The 16,948-nt window shown below is 57.3% G+C and carries 12 protein-coding genes; 9 read left to right on the top strand and 3 right to left on the bottom strand.

Annotated elements, in window-relative coordinates; translation table 11 throughout:
* Window positions 1–104: 104 nt before the first annotated feature.
* From BDD14_RS03950 to mutS, 3 genes are read right to left on the bottom strand one after another with little or no spacing between them, the layout of a single operon-like run.
* Window positions 105–1,619, bottom strand: coding sequence for an ABC transporter substrate-binding protein (locus BDD14_RS03950; RefSeq protein WP_242617719.1), 1,515 nt, complete (start codon window positions 1,617–1,619; stop codon window positions 105–107).
* A gap of 50 nt (window positions 1,620–1,669) precedes the next feature.
* The gene (locus tag BDD14_RS03945) at window positions 1,670–2,863 is read right to left on the bottom strand and encodes an anhydro-N-acetylmuramic acid kinase (protein WP_130417658.1); all 1,194 of its coding nucleotides are present in this window, start codon (window positions 2,861–2,863) and stop codon (window positions 1,670–1,672) included.
* Window positions 2,860–5,532 carry a DNA mismatch repair protein MutS gene (gene mutS, locus BDD14_RS03940; protein ID WP_130417657.1) on the bottom strand — a complete coding sequence of 891 codons (2,673 nt, stop codon included), beginning with the start codon at window positions 5,530–5,532 and terminating at the stop codon, window positions 2,860–2,862. The genes BDD14_RS03945 and mutS overlap by 4 nt, the downstream gene beginning before the upstream one ends.
* Window positions 5,533–5,538: 6 nt before the next feature.
* Between mutS and BDD14_RS03935 the strand changes: the two genes are divergently transcribed.
* The 9 genes from BDD14_RS03935 (at window position 5,539) to BDD14_RS03895 (ending at window position 16,942) form a co-directional block, all read left to right on the top strand.
* Window positions 5,539–6,441 (top strand): cytochrome C assembly family protein, encoded by a 903-nt coding sequence (locus BDD14_RS03935; RefSeq protein ID WP_341273289.1) that lies wholly within the window; start codon window positions 5,539–5,541, stop codon window positions 6,439–6,441.
* Entirely contained in the window at window positions 6,438–7,691 is a 1,254-nt protein-coding gene (hemA, locus tag BDD14_RS03930; RefSeq protein ID WP_130417656.1) for a glutamyl-tRNA reductase, read from the top strand. The genes BDD14_RS03935 and hemA overlap by 4 nt, the downstream gene beginning before the upstream one ends.
* A gap of 438 nt (window positions 7,692–8,129) precedes the next feature.
* Window positions 8,130–9,062 (top strand): FecR domain-containing protein, encoded by a 933-nt coding sequence (locus BDD14_RS03925; protein ID WP_130417655.1) that lies wholly within the window; start codon window positions 8,130–8,132, stop codon window positions 9,060–9,062.
* A 105-nt stretch (window positions 9,063–9,167) separates the two neighbouring features.
* The gene (gene hemC, locus BDD14_RS03920) at window positions 9,168–10,121 is read left to right on the top strand and encodes a hydroxymethylbilane synthase (protein ID WP_130417654.1); all 954 of its coding nucleotides are present in this window, start codon (window positions 9,168–9,170) and stop codon (window positions 10,119–10,121) included.
* A 96-nt stretch (window positions 10,122–10,217) separates the two neighbouring features.
* Window positions 10,218–12,644, top strand: a complete 2,427-nt coding sequence (locus tag BDD14_RS03915) for an Orn/Lys/Arg family decarboxylase (protein WP_423201745.1) — start codon at window positions 10,218–10,220, stop codon at window positions 12,642–12,644.
* Between the two features lie 66 nt (window positions 12,645–12,710).
* Window positions 12,711–14,141, top strand: coding sequence for a sensor histidine kinase (locus BDD14_RS03910; protein WP_130417652.1), 1,431 nt, complete (start codon window positions 12,711–12,713; stop codon window positions 14,139–14,141).
* A 4-nt stretch (window positions 14,142–14,145) separates the two neighbouring features.
* On the top strand, window positions 14,146–14,571 hold the full coding sequence (locus tag BDD14_RS03905) for a response regulator (protein WP_130417651.1): 426 nt from the start codon (window positions 14,146–14,148) through the stop codon (window positions 14,569–14,571).
* Complete coding sequence (locus BDD14_RS03900) at window positions 14,553–16,142, top strand: hybrid sensor histidine kinase/response regulator (RefSeq protein WP_130417650.1); 1,590 nt, start codon at window positions 14,553–14,555, stop codon at window positions 16,140–16,142. Before BDD14_RS03905 ends, BDD14_RS03900 begins: the two co-directional genes overlap by 19 nt.
* A 23-nt stretch (window positions 16,143–16,165) precedes the next feature.
* Complete coding sequence (locus tag BDD14_RS03895; protein WP_278045468.1) at window positions 16,166–16,942, top strand: uroporphyrinogen-III synthase; 777 nt, start codon at window positions 16,166–16,168, stop codon at window positions 16,940–16,942.
* Window positions 16,943–16,948: the final 6 nt, after the last annotated feature.

Genomic DNA, 16,948 nt, shown 5'->3' with positions numbered 1-16,948 from the left:
TCATTTATTGCTCGGTATGGAATAGCCTCAATAGGCCGTCATTCTGAGCGAAGCGAAGAATCCCAGTATTTCGTCTTTCGCAACGAGCTTTTACAAAAGCCTCATCACTGCGTCACCGTAATCTCTCGCAGGTAGTCGAATGTCCCCGATCCCTGCGGCCTTACACCTTTGACTCTCTTCGTGTGGACCACCTCGTTGTTCGGATACCAGAGCGGAATTCCCGGCAGGTCGGCAGCAAGGATCTTCTGAACCTCGACGTAGTCCGCTCGCCTCTTCTGCTGATCGATCTCACCCGCAGCCGCGGCGAGCAGGGAATCGACTCGAGGATTCGAGTAACGGCCCCGGTTCGCCCCCTTCGGAGGAAATGCGCTCGACCCATAGGTGTAGCGGAAGATGTCAGGGTCTTCATTCGATCCGATCCACCGCAACGCATACATCTGAAACGCGCCGCGAGTCACGTCCGAATAGAAGGTTCCAAACTCCGCCGAGCGGAGATCGAGCCGAATCCCGGCAGCTCGAAGCTGCTGTTGCAGCACCGCTGCCATCAACCGTGTCGTCTCATCGGTCGAGGTCTTCAACGTGATCCGCAGACGAATACCATCCGGGCCACGATGAAAGCCGGCCTCGTCCAGCAGCTTCGCGGCGCGCTCTACGTCATGCGGATACTGTGCCATCTCGCTGTCGCTCGCGGCTGCCCAGTGTCCCGCGGGAAGCATCGTGTCGGCGAGCCTTGCCTGTCCGCGCCAGATCGAGTCGACGATCGCCTGTCTATCCATCGCGAAGGCGACGGCCTGCCGAACCCGCCGGTCCCGCAGCACCGGATCGTTGACGTTGAAGTTCGTGTAGATCACGACCGAACTGGGTCCGGACTCGATCTTCAGGTTCGAAGTCTTCTCGAGCGTGTGGATCATATCGAAGGTCAGCACATTGCTCGCAAGGTCCGCCGACCCCTTCCGCAGTTCGAGCGCGCTGGTAATCGCGTCCGGGACCACCGTGAACCGAACGCCGTTGATCTTCGGAGCGCCAGCCCAGTAGTCCGGGTTGCGAGCGACGATGACCTCTTTATCCTGCACTGCGCTCACAAACCGGAACGGTCCCGAGCCAATTGGATGCAGCCCGAAGTCGCGGCCGGATCCGCGAGGAACGACGCCAAACAGGCCATCGCTCATATTGAAAAGCAGCCCTGCATCGGGATGCTTCAGCCGCAGGACGAGTGTCAGCCGGTCGCGAACCTCGACACGATCGACCGAGGCAAACGCACCGCCCTTAGCGGTAATCAGCGTGCCATCGATCATGCTGCGGATGGTCCAGGCAACGTCTTCGGACTCGAGAGGGCGCCCGTCGTGAAACCGCACACCATCGCGCAGGTGAATCACCAGCGTAAGAGGATCGGGCTGCTCCCAACTCGTGGCAAGCCACGGCTGCAGATTGTAATGCTCGTCCTTCTTCACGAGGGCATCGAAGATTACGCCGCCAACGCGCTCCGACTGTGCATCGGTACCTTGCCGCACATCGAGATTGTTCGGGCTGCTCTCGATAATCATGACCACCGTCTGCGGATCATTGGTCGACCGATGACAGCCAGCGAGCGCAGAGAGAAAGATCAGGCTGAAAAGCATCGAGCGCCATCGACGGGGCCTTGGAGCATGCAACGCGAAAAGACACCGGATCATCCGCGTGTCACCTTGCCAAGAATGACCTCTCGCCGAGCTCCGGTCGCGCTCGGCACATTTCCGGGAAGTCCGTTCCAGGTAAGCCAGGCGAATAGCGCGAACGCTGCGGCCTCCTTGGCCTGTGCGGGGATCCCGAACTCATCCGTCGCACGAACGCGAACTCCGAGCGGCTCAAGCCCGTCTCGCAGCATTCCCATAAGAGTCGCGTTTTTTGCGCCTCCTCCCGCGACGACATACTCGACCGCTCGCGCCATGGGAGCCTTCTGACCGAGGTGGGGCCAGACGAACCTGCGATAGGCATCGAGAACCGACTCCGCCGTGAGCGCTGTCGCAGTGGCGATGATATCCGCCTCGCTGGCGTGGGCCTTGCGACACAGGGCAATGAAACGCTCGACGAACGCCTCCCCGAACTCCTCACGACCACAGCTCTTGGGCGGAGGGGCAGAGAAATATGGTTCGCGCAGCAATCGTTCCACCACCTGCCTTATAACCGTACCCCGTTTCGCCATGGTTCCGTTGCGATCGAAGGGTTTAGCAAACAACTGTGTCATACATGCGTCGATAACCATGTTCGACGGGCCGGAATCGAACGCCTGCACGTCCGAAATCCGAGCCCCTGCAGGAATCGCAGTCATGTTCGCGATGCCGCCGAGATTCTGCAATACGCGGCTCGTTTTTTGCGAGCGGAACAGGACGAAATCAAGCATAGGGACCAGAGGTGCTCCCTGCCCGCCGGCGGCCAGATCTGCCGGACGAAAATCACTGACCACCGGAACCTGGAGCTTGTCGGCGATGACGGATGCCTCTCCGATCTGCCATGTGCAACGCACCTCGCCGCCCAGGTACTTCGAAGGTGCACCCTGGTGATAGATCGTCTGGCCATGACAGCCCACAAGACCAACTTTTACTCCGAACTGTTGTGCGGCGCTCTCTACGGCATTTGCGTAGACTTCGCCCAATCGCCAGTTGAGCCTCGACATCTCCGCAACCGAGATCGCTTTTGCATCCATCGCCGACAGCACCGCGCTTCGCAGAGACTTCGGATAGGAAAACCCTGCCGCTCCGAGCAACTTCAAGCGAGGTGTTTCGCCCTTCACGGTCTGAGGAGCAATTCTGCACAACGCGACATCGACTCCGTCGGCCGAGGTCCCACTCATGACCCCGGCTACTACAAGGCTCTTCGGCTTCATCCCTTCAGCTCCCTTTGCAGTTCTGCGAGCAGATTCAGCGCCTCGCGCGGTGTCAGTCCATCGACATCGACCTCTGCAATTCGATCCACGATGCGCTGAGAGAGCGGCGTGAACATCGTCATCTGCATCGCGGGAACGTGATCCGCTGCTGCCTCGCGCACCTGCTGACTTTCAGCTCGCTCATGGAGCTTCAGCACCTCGCGGGCTCGTGCGATTACGCCTGCAGGAAGCCCAGCCAGTCGCGCAACCTCGATGCCGTAGCTCTTGCTCGCCGGCCCAGCCTCGACGGCATGAAGGAATACGATGCCCCCGGTTGTCTCCTTTACTGTGACCCGCAGATTCTTGAGCCGCTCGAGCCGCTCTGCGAGCAGGGTGAGCTCGTGATAATGAGTAGCGAAAAGCGTTCTCGCGCCGATGCGATTGTGGAGATGTTCGACCGTCGCCCAGGCCAGGGAAAGGCCATCGTAGGTTGCGGTGCCACGACCCATCTCATCGAGCAGCACGAGAGAACGGTTTGTCGCCGAATTCAGAATGGCCGCAGTCTCGGTCATCTCGACCATGAAGGTTGAGCGACCGCGTGCCACGTTGTCGCTGGCTCCTATACGTGTGTAGATGCGATCTACGAGGCCGAGCCTCATACGCTCCGCAGGAACAAAGCAGCCGCATTGCGCCATGATGACCAGGAGAGCGGCCTGCCGGAGGTAGGTGCTCTTACCACCCATGTTTGGTCCCGTGATCAGCAACACCGAGGGTCCGGCGTCCGCGTCCAGGTGGACGGAGTTGGGAACGAACCTTCCTGTTCCCGACTCCTCCAGCCGGCGTTCGACGACCGGGTGACGGGCCCCGATGAATTCCAGCTGGCCTCCTGCCTCGACGACCGGCCGAGTCCAGCCACGCAATGCGGAGAGGTGTGCAAAGCAGCCGAGAAGGTCGATCTCGGCCACGCGCCGGGCGGTTTCGCGCATCCTTCCCGCAGCATCGAGAAGCTGTCTCCGCAGCTCGTTGAAAATCTTTCGCTCGATCTCGCCGGAGCGCTCCTGGGCGGTGAGAATTTTTGTCTCGTAGTCCTTCAGCTCAGGAGTGGTGAAGCGCTCCGCGTTCACCAGGGTCTGCTTGCGCTCATAGTCGCCGGGAACTGCCTTGGCATTGGCTTTCGTGACCTCGATGTAGTAGCCAAATACGTTATTGAACCGGACCTTCAACGATGTGATCCCTGTTCGCTGACGTTCACGCTCCTCAATGGCGGCCAACGCCTGACGTCCGCTTCGGCTCAACTCCCGGAGTTCGTCGAGCTCAGCATTTATCCCGGGGCGGATGACACCGCCATCGGCAAGGGAGACTGGCGGATCTTCCGCGATAGTCGTCGCGATCAACTCATAAAGGTCTTCCAGTGAATCGAAACCATCCGCCAATCTGCGCCACTTCGATGCGTCGAATTCCCGGGTTGCAGCGAGAAGGCCAGGAAGACATTGAAGGGTAGCGGCCAGAGAGGTCACCTCCCTGGGGCCAGCCGAATCGAGCGCTAAACGCCCCAGCAGGCGCTCCAGATCAAGAACGCCGGTCATCGCCTGGCGCAGGGCTTCACGCCGGCGAAGATCGCCCGAGGCCTGAGCCACAGCCTCAAGGCGCGCGTCGATCTCTGCCAGATCGCTGGAAGGTCTCAGCAGGGTGGCGCGCAAGAGACGCTTTCCCATGGGGGTGCAGCAGGCGTCCATGGTGTAGAAGAGGGTCGTCTGCTGGGTTTCTCCTGAAAACAGGGGTTCTACCAATTCGAGATTGCGGACGCTGACCCCATCCAGCTCAAGACAGGAGGATCGCTCGTAAAAGCGCAGACCGTCTACGTGCTCCAGGCCGCCCTGCTTGGTGGCCCTCATGTAATGCAGCAGTGCGCCTGCCGCGATCCCCGCAGCTTCGTGGCCTGCCAGACCCAGTCCGTCCAGCGAGGCAACACGAAAATGGCTTCGCAGAAGAGGAAGTGCATGGTCCGCAGTGAAGACCCATTCCTCGAGTGGCGTTTTGGTGCGAATGGCATCCAGTCCTGCGAATCCCTCTTCGACTGCTTCACCCGTAAGGTTGACGCCTCCGAGTAGACCTGCGCCATAAAGCAGCTCGACCGGCCTTACACGACCGAGCTCGTCTGCCGTCTGCGCCCATGCGGAGGGGCCTGAGAATTCGGTGGCTCGAAACTCGCCGGTGGAAAGGTCGAGCAGAGCGATCCCGCAGGCCATGGAGGTATTCGATCCTGCTACGACAACGCTCGCCAGATAGTTGCTTTGCTCCGCCCCGAGTGCGGGATCGAGGGCGGTTCCCGGCGTCAGGACCCGGGTTACCTCGCGACGAACGACTCCTTTGGCCTGTTTCGGGTCTTCCATCTGTTCGCAGATGGCGACCCGATACCCTTTCCGCAACAACCGTTGGAGATAGGTTTCGGCAGCATGATAGGGAACGCCGCACATGGGAACGCTTTTGGCCTTGTCGCGGGCCGTAAGGGTGAGTTGCAACTCGCGGGCGGCGACAACTGCGTCCTCGAAGAAGAGCTCATAAAAGTCTCCCATGCGAAAGAACAGCAGGGTATCCGGGTGGGCGTCTTTTGCTGTCCGATACTGCCGCATCGCGGGCGACAGTGTCGCCAGGTCTCCGCTAAGTGCGTGTGATGTTTCCTGTGTCATTGAAGAATGGCCAGAATACCGCACCTTGGCTACCGGCACCTTTCCACACACGGTATACTGGAGATTCGGCGCAACCTCGCCGTGAACGTACCCATGTCTCTCCTCTGGCTCAGAGTCGCAGTTCTTCTCTACGGCGTTGCCGCGCTCGCGGTGTTGCCGGCCGCACTCTACGAGCGTCCGCGGTGGAACAAGATTGCGATTCCAGCAGCGGTTGCCGGACTGCTCTTTCATTTTGTCTCTTTGGCCGAGATGCTGATTGCAGCCCATCATCGTCTTCCAGTCGATACGCACGAGAGTCAGGCGCTGCTGGGGTTGATTTTTGCGGCGGCGTTTTTGATCGTCTACTGGCGTTACCGGACGGTCTCCCTCGGCGTCTTCGTTCTTCCGATCAGCTTTCTTCTCGGCTTGGTCCCTGCTTTCCGTCCCGGTCAGGAATCCACGCCTTTCCCCCAGTTTCATACCGGCTGGATCTTTCTGCACATCGCACTTTTGCTCGCAGCCTATGCGGCGTTGCTGCTCTCTTTGCTCGCGTCCGTGCTCTACCTCATCCAGGAGCGCGATCTCAAATCAAAGCATGCATCTTCAAAGGCTTCGTGGCTGCCGCCGCTTGAGACGACCGATCAGATTGCCTTACGATCCCTTCTCTTTGGACTGCCCTGCATGACCGCGGGCCTGCTGATCGGTTCCCTGATCGCCCAGCAGACGATTGGTCCCTCGTATTTTCTCGATCCCAAAGTGCTGCTCTCTTTCGCGATGTGGCTCGCTTATATTGCGATGATCTATATCCGGCGGCACTCCGGCCTGCGAGGCCGGCGTGCTATCTATCTCTCAGGATTTGTCTTTCTGGTAGTTCTCGCCGTGTGGTCGGCTAACGAGTTTTCCGCAGTCCACAGGTTTACGACGCCATGAGCCGCAATCAACATCTCGTGCTGATCGGTATCAACCATACGACTGCCCCCATCGAGGTGCGCGAACGGCTTGCCATTCCCGCAGGCCGCCTCGCCGATGCGACCCGCACGCTGGTTCATCAACCCGGTATTCGCGAGGGGCTGATCCTCTCCACCTGCAACCGAGTGGAGTTGCTTACGTTGCAGGAAGAGAGCTCGTCCCCGGGGGGAAATCTGCTCGGATTTCTGCACGAATACTTCGCTGTGCCGCCTTCGTCGATAACCCCGCACCTTTACGAGTACCGGGAGGGTGAAGCCGTTCGGCATCTGTTTCGAGTGGCAAGTTCGCTTGATTCCATGGTGGTCGGAGAGCCGCAGATTCTTGGCCAGGTGAAGGAGTCCTACACCGTGGCGCGCGAGGTCGGCGCGGTTAACGGCTCACTCGACAGTCTCCTGCAACGCGCCTTCACGGTCGCAAAGAAGGTTCGTTCCGAGACGCAGATCGGTTCCAGTTCGGTGTCGATCGCTTCGGTTGCCGTTGATCTGGCCCGCAAGATCTTCGGTTCCCTTGAGGGCAAGACTGTGCTTCTGGTCGGTGCAGGGAAGATGTCAGAACTCGCTGCCCGACACCTTATTCAGCAGGGGGCAACCAACATTCTGGTCGCGAATCGTACGCTCGAACGCGCCGAGAAGATCGCTGCCCAGTTCCGCGGTCAGGTGATTCCCTTCGAGGATCTTTATGACCAGGCCGCTCGCGCCGATATCGTGATTACCTCGACGGGAGCTCCGCAAAAACTCTTCGGAAGATCGCATGGGCAGCACTTTCTGCAGAGTCGCCGCAACCGACCGATGTTTTTTATCGATATCGCAGTTCCACGGGATGTCGATCCGCGCATGAACGAGGTCGAGGGCTGCTTCGTCTACGACATAGACGACCTCCAGCAGGTCGCTGCCGCCAACCTGTCCGATCGCAGCCGGGAGGCCGCCGCGGCAGAGACAATCATCAGTAGGGAAGTCGATAAATACCAGCAACGCATGCAGTCGCGGGGGGCTGTTCCCGCCATTGTTGCCCTCCAACAAAATGCCGAAGCGATTCGAGAAGCTGAACTCGCACGTTCCGCCAAACGGCTTGCGTCGTTGACCCCTGAGCAACGGGAGACTGTCGAGTCGCTTACAAGGTCACTCACCGCAAAGCTTCTTCATCCTCAATTGACCGCTCTGCGGGCAGCAGCACAGAATCCCGAAACATCTAGAACCAACGACCCCGACTAAGCCCGTCTCGCAGAGTCTTGAATCTTGGCGATGCAATCTGGCTCCTGCCTATGCGCTGGGGGCGAGCGCGTTCATAAAAGGCGGCGGCATCGATGTCTCGGGCTTTCACGCGGTCTGTTTCCAGACGGGATGTTCTTCAACGATCGGTGGGTCTATTTCTGTCTGGCCATCAATGGGGACGCGAAGTAAGAGACCGACCCCGAGACGGTGACGGCTTTGTGGCCCGTTGCAAGCACAGCGATGTCTCTGGTGAAAGAGCGTCTATCGTCCTGACATCGGGGCGCGACCCGCAGAAATTGTGGCTACGCCGTGCACAGTTATCAACACGGAATCTCTAAAGTTGTTGCGCTTCTAAAGCGAGCTATGTCAAAGCTATCGCTGTACTTAGAGATGTATCTTTTTGTTTAGACTCGCGTCTAATTTTCAGAGGTTGAAAACATGCCAAGGTTGAAAGCATTCGTATTCATCCTGGCGACTCTGAGCGCATCTTCCTACGGGCAAAATGCGAACCCAGCCGGTCCAGGGACACTCAACTATATCGAGGGGCAGGCCGCATTGAACGGCCAGCAACTTTCCTCCCAGTCTGTAGGCAACACCACTCTCGCACAAGGGCAATCAATCTCTACTTCCAATGGGAAGGCGGAGATTCTTCTTACACCAGGCGTTTTCCTTCGAGTCGGATCAAACAGTACCGTCGAAATGATCTCGCCTGCTCTTACAAAAACAGAAGTACGGCTTGTGCAGGGCCGTGCCGACATTGAGATCGATCAACTCTATAAACAGAATCTTTTCCTCGTGGATGTGCCGAACGGTCAGGCCCACCTTGTGAAGCAAGGGCTTTATGGCTTCGATGCCGGCAATTCGTCCGTCCGTGTCTTCGACGGTGAAGCGGATGTCTATCCCGGCTCCAATCTGAACACCAACATCGAGCCAATCAAGGTTAAAGGCGGGCGCCAGATCGCTCTCAACGACGGTACTGCAAAGCCGCAACATTTTGATAAGGACCATGCGGCGGACGATTTGTACAACTGGAGCAGCCTTCGCTCTCAGTATCTGGGACAGGCGAACCTCGGTCTCGCCCAGGCATACGCAGGTAATACCGGGTTTTACCCGGGATGGTACTGGGCCGGAGCACCATTTGGTTACACGTGGCTTCCCGGTGACGGGCTGTTCTGGAATCCATTCGGATATGGGTTCTATTCGCCTTACTACATCGGGGGTGGAGGTTTCATTTATGGCCGCTATGGTCGTGGCTTCTATCCAGGAGGTTATGGCGGATTCCGTGGGTCTTATGGAGGAGCCTACATGCGCGGAGGCGCAGCTTCGGGCGGATTCCGCGGAGGTATGGGCGGCGGAGGCGGTCGCCGATAAACGACGTGGCCCTATCGGCATGAAACATAAGGAGGCGAGCGCAGACTGCTCGCCTCTTTTTCATACGCTACATTCCCTCTTGAAATCCCGTATTCTGAATAGGTCATGTTCACCCCCATCCGCATCGGCTCCCGCGGTTCCCAACTCGCGCTCTGGCAGGCCAATCATGTTCTCGAGGCTCTGCGCGCCACCGGCCATTCCGCCGAGATTGAAGTGATTCGCACGACAGGCGACCGGATGCAAAGCTCCGACTTCGTGCCTCCTCCGGAGATTGACGGCAAGGGAATCTTTATCAAAGAGATCGAAGAGGCGCTTGCAGAGGGACGCATCGATCTTGCGGTGCACTCTCTCAAGGATCTGCCGACGCGACTATCCCCGCGCTTCACCCTTACTGCTATTCCGAAACGTGCCGATGCTCGCGATGTCTGGGTCTGTGAACCCTATTGGGCTCTGCACACTCTCCCACTTGGCGGCAGCATTGGAACAACAAGTCCTCGTCGCAAGGCCCAGTTGTTGTCACTTCGTCCCGATGTTGCGTTTGTCGATGTTCGAGGCAATATCGACACACGCCTCAGGAAGCTTGCCGCAGGTGAGTGCGACGCCCTGGTCTTGGCCGCTGCCGGACTGGATCGACTTGGCCGCACGGAATGGGTTCACCAGCGATTCTCGCCGGAGGAGCTGTGTCCTGCTCCAGGTCAGGGTGCGCTTGCGATTGAGACCCGTAGCGGTTCGCACCCCATCGATGAGGCCCGGGATCTTTTCGTCGCTCAGGCGATCGCCGGGCTCGATCACAGTGAAACTCGTTTTTGCGTAGAAGTCGAGCGGATCGTGCTGGACGCGCTCGGCGGAGGATGCTCCCTTCCTGTCGGGGTTCATTGTTTGCCTGCATTTGAAGGCTGGCGGGTCTTCGCCCAGGTGATTGCGCCGGACGGGGAGTCCATGGTGGCAATTGATACCGAGGCACCTGCTTCCATCGAGAGTGAATCTCTCGGCCAAAGAATCGCGGACGATCTGAAATCGCGAGGAGCCCTGGAGCTTCTCACTCCGTCTGTTATCTAGCGGTACGCTACATCTGGCGGATCAATCCATCGGGTGTTGATGTTTTGCGTGCCGAATCCCTATAAACTGCTTAATTGTCATTGTCGAAGTTGCGAGGTGGAATTGAACGAAGGTCGTTGGGTATTGTTGATTGCGAGTGAAGTGGGTGGAACGGACTCGGTTTCTGATCGCGCGATGGAGCGTCTGGTCGGTGCGATCCGTGTAGAGGGATATGAGGTCATCCGGACCTCCACGCCCGAGGATGGCCTGTCGCTCGTAACCTCCGATCCTTCGTATTCGGCAATTCTTCTGGATTGGGATCTTGAAGGGGAAAGTCAGTTTGATGAGCGCGCGGCGCTCAAAATCTTGCGGGGTGTTCGGCATCGCAACAAGAAGATTCCGATCTTCCTTATTGCCGATCGCACTCTGGTCAGTGAACTTCCTTTGGAGGTCGTCAAACAGGTCCATGAGTATATTCACCTCTTTGGCGATACCCCGGCTTTTATCGCCAATCGTGTCGACTTTGCCGTCGAACGTTATCATGAGCAGCTATTGCCGCCGTATTTCCGGGAGCTGAAGAAGTACACCGATCAGGGTGCGTACTCCTGGGACGCACCTGGTCATATGGGCGGGGTCGCTTACTTAAAACATCCTGTAGGCATGGAGTTTCAGCGTTTTTTCGGCGAGAATCTCCTTCGCTCGGATCTCGGTATCTCCACCGCGCAGCTCGGCTCATGGCTGGACCATATTGGTCCTCCTGGCGAGTCTGAGCGCAATGCGGCGCGCATCTTCGGAGCTGACTGGACCTTCTATGTACTCGGTGGCTCGTCCACGTCGAACCAGATTATCGGCCATGGCGTGATCGCACAGGACGACATCGTTCTTGCGGATGCAAACTGTCACAAATCGATCTGCCATTCCCTAACCGTTACGGGTGCCCGTCCGGTCTATATGAAGCCCACCCGCAACGGCTACGGCATGATTGGTCTGGTTCCACTGAAGCGATTCAACCCGGAGTTTATCCGCGGGCTTATCGATCGTAGTCCCTTGACCAAGGGAGTTGAGAACCAAAATCCCACCTACGCGGTTGTCACTAACTCCACATACGATGGTCTTTGCTACGACGTGAATCGCGTTGTAGAAGAGCTCTCGAAGTCTGTCCCCCGCGTCCACTTCGATGAGGCATGGTATGCCTATGCGAAGTTCCACAAAATTTATCGCGGCAGGTTCGCCATGGATGTTCCGGATGACATGACGGATCGTCCTACGATTTTCTCGGTGCAGTCGACGCATAAGATGCTCGCGGCGTTTTCCATGGGCTCGATGGTTCACATCAAGCTCAGCCCGCGTGCCCCACTGGAATTCGATCAGTTCAATGAATCGTTCATGATGCATGGTACGACCTCCCCGTTCTATCCATTGATAGCGTCACTCGATGTAGCGGCGGCGATGATGGATGAGCCGGCCGGACCGACGCTGATGTACGAGACGATTCAGGATGCCATCAGCTTCCGGAAAGCGATGAGCTCGGTCGCGCATCGTCTGCGGGCTGCCGACAGTGGCGACGGATGGTTTTTCCGTTTGTTCCAGCCGGATCAGGTCTCCGATCCTTCGAACGGAGAGAAGTACGTCTTTGAGGAAACTCCGGACGAACTTCTCGGCTCAACGCCGGCCTGCTGGACGTTGAAGCCCGGCGAGGATTGGCATGGCTTTAATGACGAGGACATCGCAGATGGCTACTGCATGCTCGACCCAACGAAGGTCACCATACTTATGCCGGGAGTCAATGCTCAGGGTCAGGTAAGCGAGTGGGGGATTCCGGCGGCTATTCTCACGGAGTTCCTTGACTCTCGCCGCGTCGAGATCGCTCGTACTGGCGACTATACCGTGCTGGTGCTCTTCTCCGTAGGAACGTCGAAGGGTAAATGGGGTTCGCTGCTTGAAAATCTTTTCGAGTTCAAGCGTCTTTACGATAGCGAAGCTCCGCTGGAAGAGGCTCTTCCCGAGTTGGTCGCAAAATACCCTCATCGCTATCGCAACGTTACTCTCAAAGAGTTGTCCGACGAGATGCACGCGGCAATGATCGAGCTTAATCTGCCCACGCTCGTCGGTGAGGCCTGTGATGAAGACTTCGACCCCGTTCTCACGCCCGCGCAGACATATCAGAAGCTCCTTCGGAATGAGACGGAAAAGATCCGTTTCACACAGATGCACGGGCGGATCGGAGCCGTGATGCTCGTCCCTTACCCCCCTGGAATTCCCATGTGCATGCCAGGAGAACGTCTCGGCGGGCAGGACAGCCCGGTTATCCGCCTGATCCTCGCCACAGAGGCATTCGGCAAGCGGTTTCCCGGCTTCGAGCGCGAGGTTCATGGCATCGAGGTCGACGAGCAGGGCAATTACTGGATGCGCGCTGTTGTGGAGATCCCCGGGCAAAAACACCTGGGGAATGGAACTGGCAACGGCAAAGTTCATCCACCCAGCGCGGCACCTCCGCTTAAGAAAAGCCGCCGGTCGCACCAGCCTAGACATAATCCTGAATAAATTTGGACGATTTGAATCAGAGGCTTCCAACGCGGCAGCTCGTTTCGACATCTTAGAATGAGCTCGATGAAATCTAGGCCCAGCCGTTTACTCATCCCATCTCTGCTTATCTTCGCCGCCGTCGTGGTTGCCTTCAACGCGTGGTTCGGCTTCCGCGCGATTCAATCGCTCCACGATAGCGAGTATCGCGTTTCCCATACCTGGCAGGTGATCAATCAGGTCGAGAGCATTATGAGCTCTGTCAAGGATGCAGAAACCGGCAATCGCGGTTATTTGATTACGGGAGACGAAAGTTACCTGGAGCCTTACACGATAGCGCGTCGCGAGCTTCCTTCCAAGCTCGATCACTTTGCCTCTCTTACCTCCGACCGCCCGCACCAGGCCGTTCAACTCTTGGAGATGAGAGCAGTTCTTGAGCAAAGACTTAGCTTGCTGCAACAGGGAATCGAGCTTCGGAGGAGTAGTGACCACGACACCATTCGGTCGCTCGTGTTAAGCGGAACCGGCAAGACGGAGATGGATCATCTTCGCCGCATTGCTGACAGAATGGAGTCTGAAGAACGCCACCTGTTGGAAATCCGTACGGTGATCGTCGACCAGGATAATCGTCGAGCACACTACATCGTTGCTCTGGCAAGTGCTCTCGACTTCTTCTTTATCGCATTTCTGTTTCGATACTTTGCCACGGAACGCGCCATGCGGTACGCCGCCGAAGTGGATGCGGAGCGCCTTGCGGTGGCTCGCAACGAGGCCGAGCGACGTGCCGATGAGGTTCGCTCGTTGAACGCATCTCTCGAACAGAGAGTCAAGGAACGAACGCGGGAGCTTGAAACGATCAATCATGAGCTTCAGGCCTTCAGCTACTCCGTGTCTCACGATCTACGCGCGCCTCTTCGCACCATCGACGGCTTCTCCCTTGCGCTCGAAGAGGACTACCAGGAGGCCGTTGACGAGACTGGACGGGACTATATTCGCCGTGTTCGCAATGGAGTGCAGCGCATGGGGCAACTCATCGACGCTCTGCTTCAACTCTCCCGTATCACTCGTACCGAAATAGGCCGCGAACAATTTGATATGAGCCAAGTCGCCGAGTCCGTTGCAGCGGTTCTACTTGAGGAGAACCCGGAACGGAACATCGTTTTTCGTATCGAACCAGGTTTAAGGGCCGACGGAGATTCCCGCCTCGTGCGAGTTGCCCTTGAAAATCTTTTTGGGAACTCAGTTAAGTTCAGCTCCAAACGCCCAGATAGCCGAGTTGACTTTGGATGGGACAAGGAAAAGGCCGCATGGTTTGTTAGAGACAATGGAGCTGGTTTCGACATGTTTTACGCCGACAGGCTCTTCAACGCTTTCAATCGCCTCCACGGTGACAAAGATTTCCGAGGATCGGGAATAGGTCTGGCGACCGTTGCACGCATCGTCCACCGCCACCACGGCACGATCTGGGCAGACAGTATTGTCGATCATGGCGCCACCTTCTGGTTTACGTTAGGATAACGAAATGACGGATGCAACGAAGTTGATTCTTCTGGTCGAAGACGATCCCGACCATGAGCTTCTTACCATTCGAGCTCTGAAGAAGTCGAATATTGCAAATGATGTTCGTGTGGCGCACGACGGCGAAGAGGCGATTAATCTGCTCTTTGGCGAAAACGCGATTACACCCCAGGTGATCCTGCTCGACCTGAAGCTGCCAAAGATCGATGGGCTTGAAGTACTCCGCCGAATACGTTCCGGGGAGACGACGCGGCTTCTTCCTGTGGTCGTTCTTACCTCGTCCGACGAGGAACGCGATGTCGTGCGTTCCTATCAACTTGGTGTCAACAGTTACATTCGCAAGCCGGTCAGCTTCAATGATTTTGCAGAGGCAACCCGGCAGCTTGGCATGTACTGGCTGGTACTTAACGAATGTCCGCCGCAAACTTAGAATCGAATCGACTTCGGGTTCTGCTCGTCGAAGATAATCCGGACGATGCATTTCTTCTGGAGCGTCACCTCCGCCGTAATGGCTTTATGCCTCAGATGGTTCGGGTCGAGACCGCATCGGATATGCTGCGCCGGTTGGAGGAGGACGCGCTCCCTGACGTCATCCTGGCCGACTATAACCTCCCAAGCTTCAGCGGCCCTGCCGCTCTCAAGCTGCTCCACTCCACTGGACTCGATATTCCGTTCATCATGTTTTCCGGAGCTGTCTCCGAAGAGACAGCAGTCGATGCCATGCGCTCCGGAGCACACGACTACGTCTCCAAGCAAAATCTCGCAAGGCTCGTTCCTGCGATCCAGCGTGAACGGAACGAGGCGGTAACTCGAAGAAACCGTCTTGCCGCAGAGCGCGCACTCAAGGCCAGTGAGGCCCGATTCCGCTCTCTCGTCGAAGCGCTTCCTCTTGGGCTTCTGATCAGTGATCCTTTCGGAAAGATTCACTATGCGAATCGTGCAGTTGAACGACTCCTTGGCTATAGCGGTAGCGATCTCCTCACCGGCGCCTTTACCCTTACAAACATCTCTCCTGTCCTGGCTGAACACCTGGAGAGCCTTATAACGAGCTCTGTCGATTCCGAGCCATTCGAGATATCTTGTTCCCGTCTCGATGGCCAGTCGGTCGACGCGCTCATAGGAATGTCCTTTCTTGACTCCGAATCGGTCAATGGAGATCGCCAGGTAGCAATCTTTGTCGCCGACCTGTCGCTCCAGAAGAAGAGCGAGGAGGTCATTCGTCGCACCGAAAAGCTCGCTGTGGCTGGAAGGCTTGCCGCTTCCATCTCTCATGAAATCAATAATCCGCTGGAGGCTGTGACCAACTGTCTGTATCTTGTTGCGCAAACCAACCTTCCCGAGGATGCTCGCCAATATCTTGACCTTGCGCAGAAGGAACTGAACCGCGTCAGCCAGATCACCGTCCAGACCCTGCGCTTCTATCGTGCTTCCACCAAGCCGACTGATGTGGATCTCCACGAACTCATTGAAACCGTGCTCGCACTTCTCGAGCCTCGTTTCCGGCAGCTGGACATTCAGATTGTTCGTGATCTGCGCGCTGAACCCACACTCTTAGCCCATGACGGGGAACTCCGCCAGGTCCTTGCCAATCTCATTGGCAATGCGATTGATGCGGTCGGGCAGGGAGGTCGAATTACGATTCGCAGCCGTCCCACTCGCGACTGGAAACACGATCGTCGCGGGGTCAGTCTTTCAATCGCCGATAATGGCATAGGCATGGAGCCGAGCGTCCGTGATCACATCTTCGAGGCTTTTTTCTCGACGAAGGGGATAACCGGAACCGGGCTTGGCCTATGGATCTCGCGCGAGATCATTACCAAGCACCAGGGGAGCATTCATGTTCGTTCGCGTCAGGCGACGCTTGGGGCTCGCGGTGGCACGATCTTTCGTATTTTGCTGCCGACGCATGATGGACCAGCCGCTCTCAATCATCTCGTTCTCCATAGAGAACAGCCCTATCTGGCAGATCGTGACGACTCTACCATCGCACAGGTGTCCTGAAGACTCGCACATACAATAGGAGTGTGGACGAGATCTCAGCTCTCACTAGGCGTCGCATACTCATCACACGCACACCAGGTCGTGCGTCGGAATTGGCGACCTTGCTCCAGAACGACGGTGCGGTAATCTTATCCATTCCTACGATTGAGATTGTTCCTCCCGAGTCCTTTATGGCTCTGGATGAGGCCCTGGCTCACCTCGATGACTTCGACTGGGTGGTCTTCACCAGTGTGCACGCCGTGGAGGTCTTCGGTGAACGCCGCAAGTCGGAGAGCGTACCTAAGAAGATCGCCGTGATAGGACCAGCTACCGCCCGGGCCGTTGAGAAGATTGGGATGAGAGTTTCGCTTCTCCCCCCGCGCTATATAGCCGAGTCACTCGCTGAATCGCTCGCGCCACACGCTAAAGGGGCAAGCGTCCTCTTGATCCGCGCTGCAGAAGCCCGAGACGTACTTCCCGCAACGCTGCTTCGCGCAGGAACACGGCTCACAGTCGTTGACGCATACCGCAACCGTATTCCTGAAGAATCGATTCCTCGACTTCGGGAGCTGTTCGGCTCGCCGGTGGACTATCCTGATGTCATCACCTTCACCAGCGCATCTACTGCCCGCAATCTCAAAACTCTTCTCGATGCGGCGAGAATCGCTTTGCCCATAGGTATTGGGCTCGCTTCCATCGGCCCTATCACGTCCCAGGCTATACGTGATTTGGGGCTGGAGCCGACCGTTGAAGCGGATGAGTCGACTATTCCTGCTCTCGCTCAAGCAATTGTTCGCTATTTTGGAAGAAGATCAACATGACGCAGA

Origin of the sequence: Edaphobacter modestus, assembly GCF_004217555.1 — a bacterium.
Taxonomy (GTDB): Bacteria; Acidobacteriota; Terriglobia; order Terriglobales; family Acidobacteriaceae; genus Edaphobacter; species Edaphobacter modestus.
The sequence above is the reverse complement of the archived record's forward strand: the minus strand, read 5'-3'. Positions and strand labels throughout refer to the sequence as shown.

Coding starts and splice junctions, on each gene's coding strand:
- BDD14_RS03950 (WP_242617719.1), bottom strand. CDS start 1,619: ATGCTTTTCAGCCTGATCTTTCTCTCTGCGCTCGCTGGCTGTCATCGG.
- BDD14_RS03945 (WP_130417658.1), bottom strand. CDS start 2,863: ATGAAGCCGAAGAGCCTTGTAGTAGCCGGGGTCATGAGTGGGACCTCG.
- mutS (WP_130417657.1), bottom strand. CDS start 5,532: ATGACACAGGAAACATCACACGCACTTAGCGGAGACCTGGCGACACTG.
- BDD14_RS03935 (WP_341273289.1), top strand. CDS start 5,539: ATGGCCAGAATACCGCACCTTGGCTACCGGCACCTTTCCACACACGGT.
- hemA (WP_130417656.1), top strand. CDS start 6,438: ATGAGCCGCAATCAACATCTCGTGCTGATCGGTATCAACCATACGACT.
- BDD14_RS03925 (WP_130417655.1), top strand. CDS start 8,130: ATGCCAAGGTTGAAAGCATTCGTATTCATCCTGGCGACTCTGAGCGCA.
- hemC (WP_130417654.1), top strand. CDS start 9,168: ATGTTCACCCCCATCCGCATCGGCTCCCGCGGTTCCCAACTCGCGCTC.
- BDD14_RS03910 (WP_130417652.1), top strand. CDS start 12,711: ATGAAATCTAGGCCCAGCCGTTTACTCATCCCATCTCTGCTTATCTTC.
- BDD14_RS03905 (WP_130417651.1), top strand. CDS start 14,146: ATGACGGATGCAACGAAGTTGATTCTTCTGGTCGAAGACGATCCCGAC.
- BDD14_RS03900 (WP_130417650.1), top strand. CDS start 14,553: ATGTCCGCCGCAAACTTAGAATCGAATCGACTTCGGGTTCTGCTCGTC.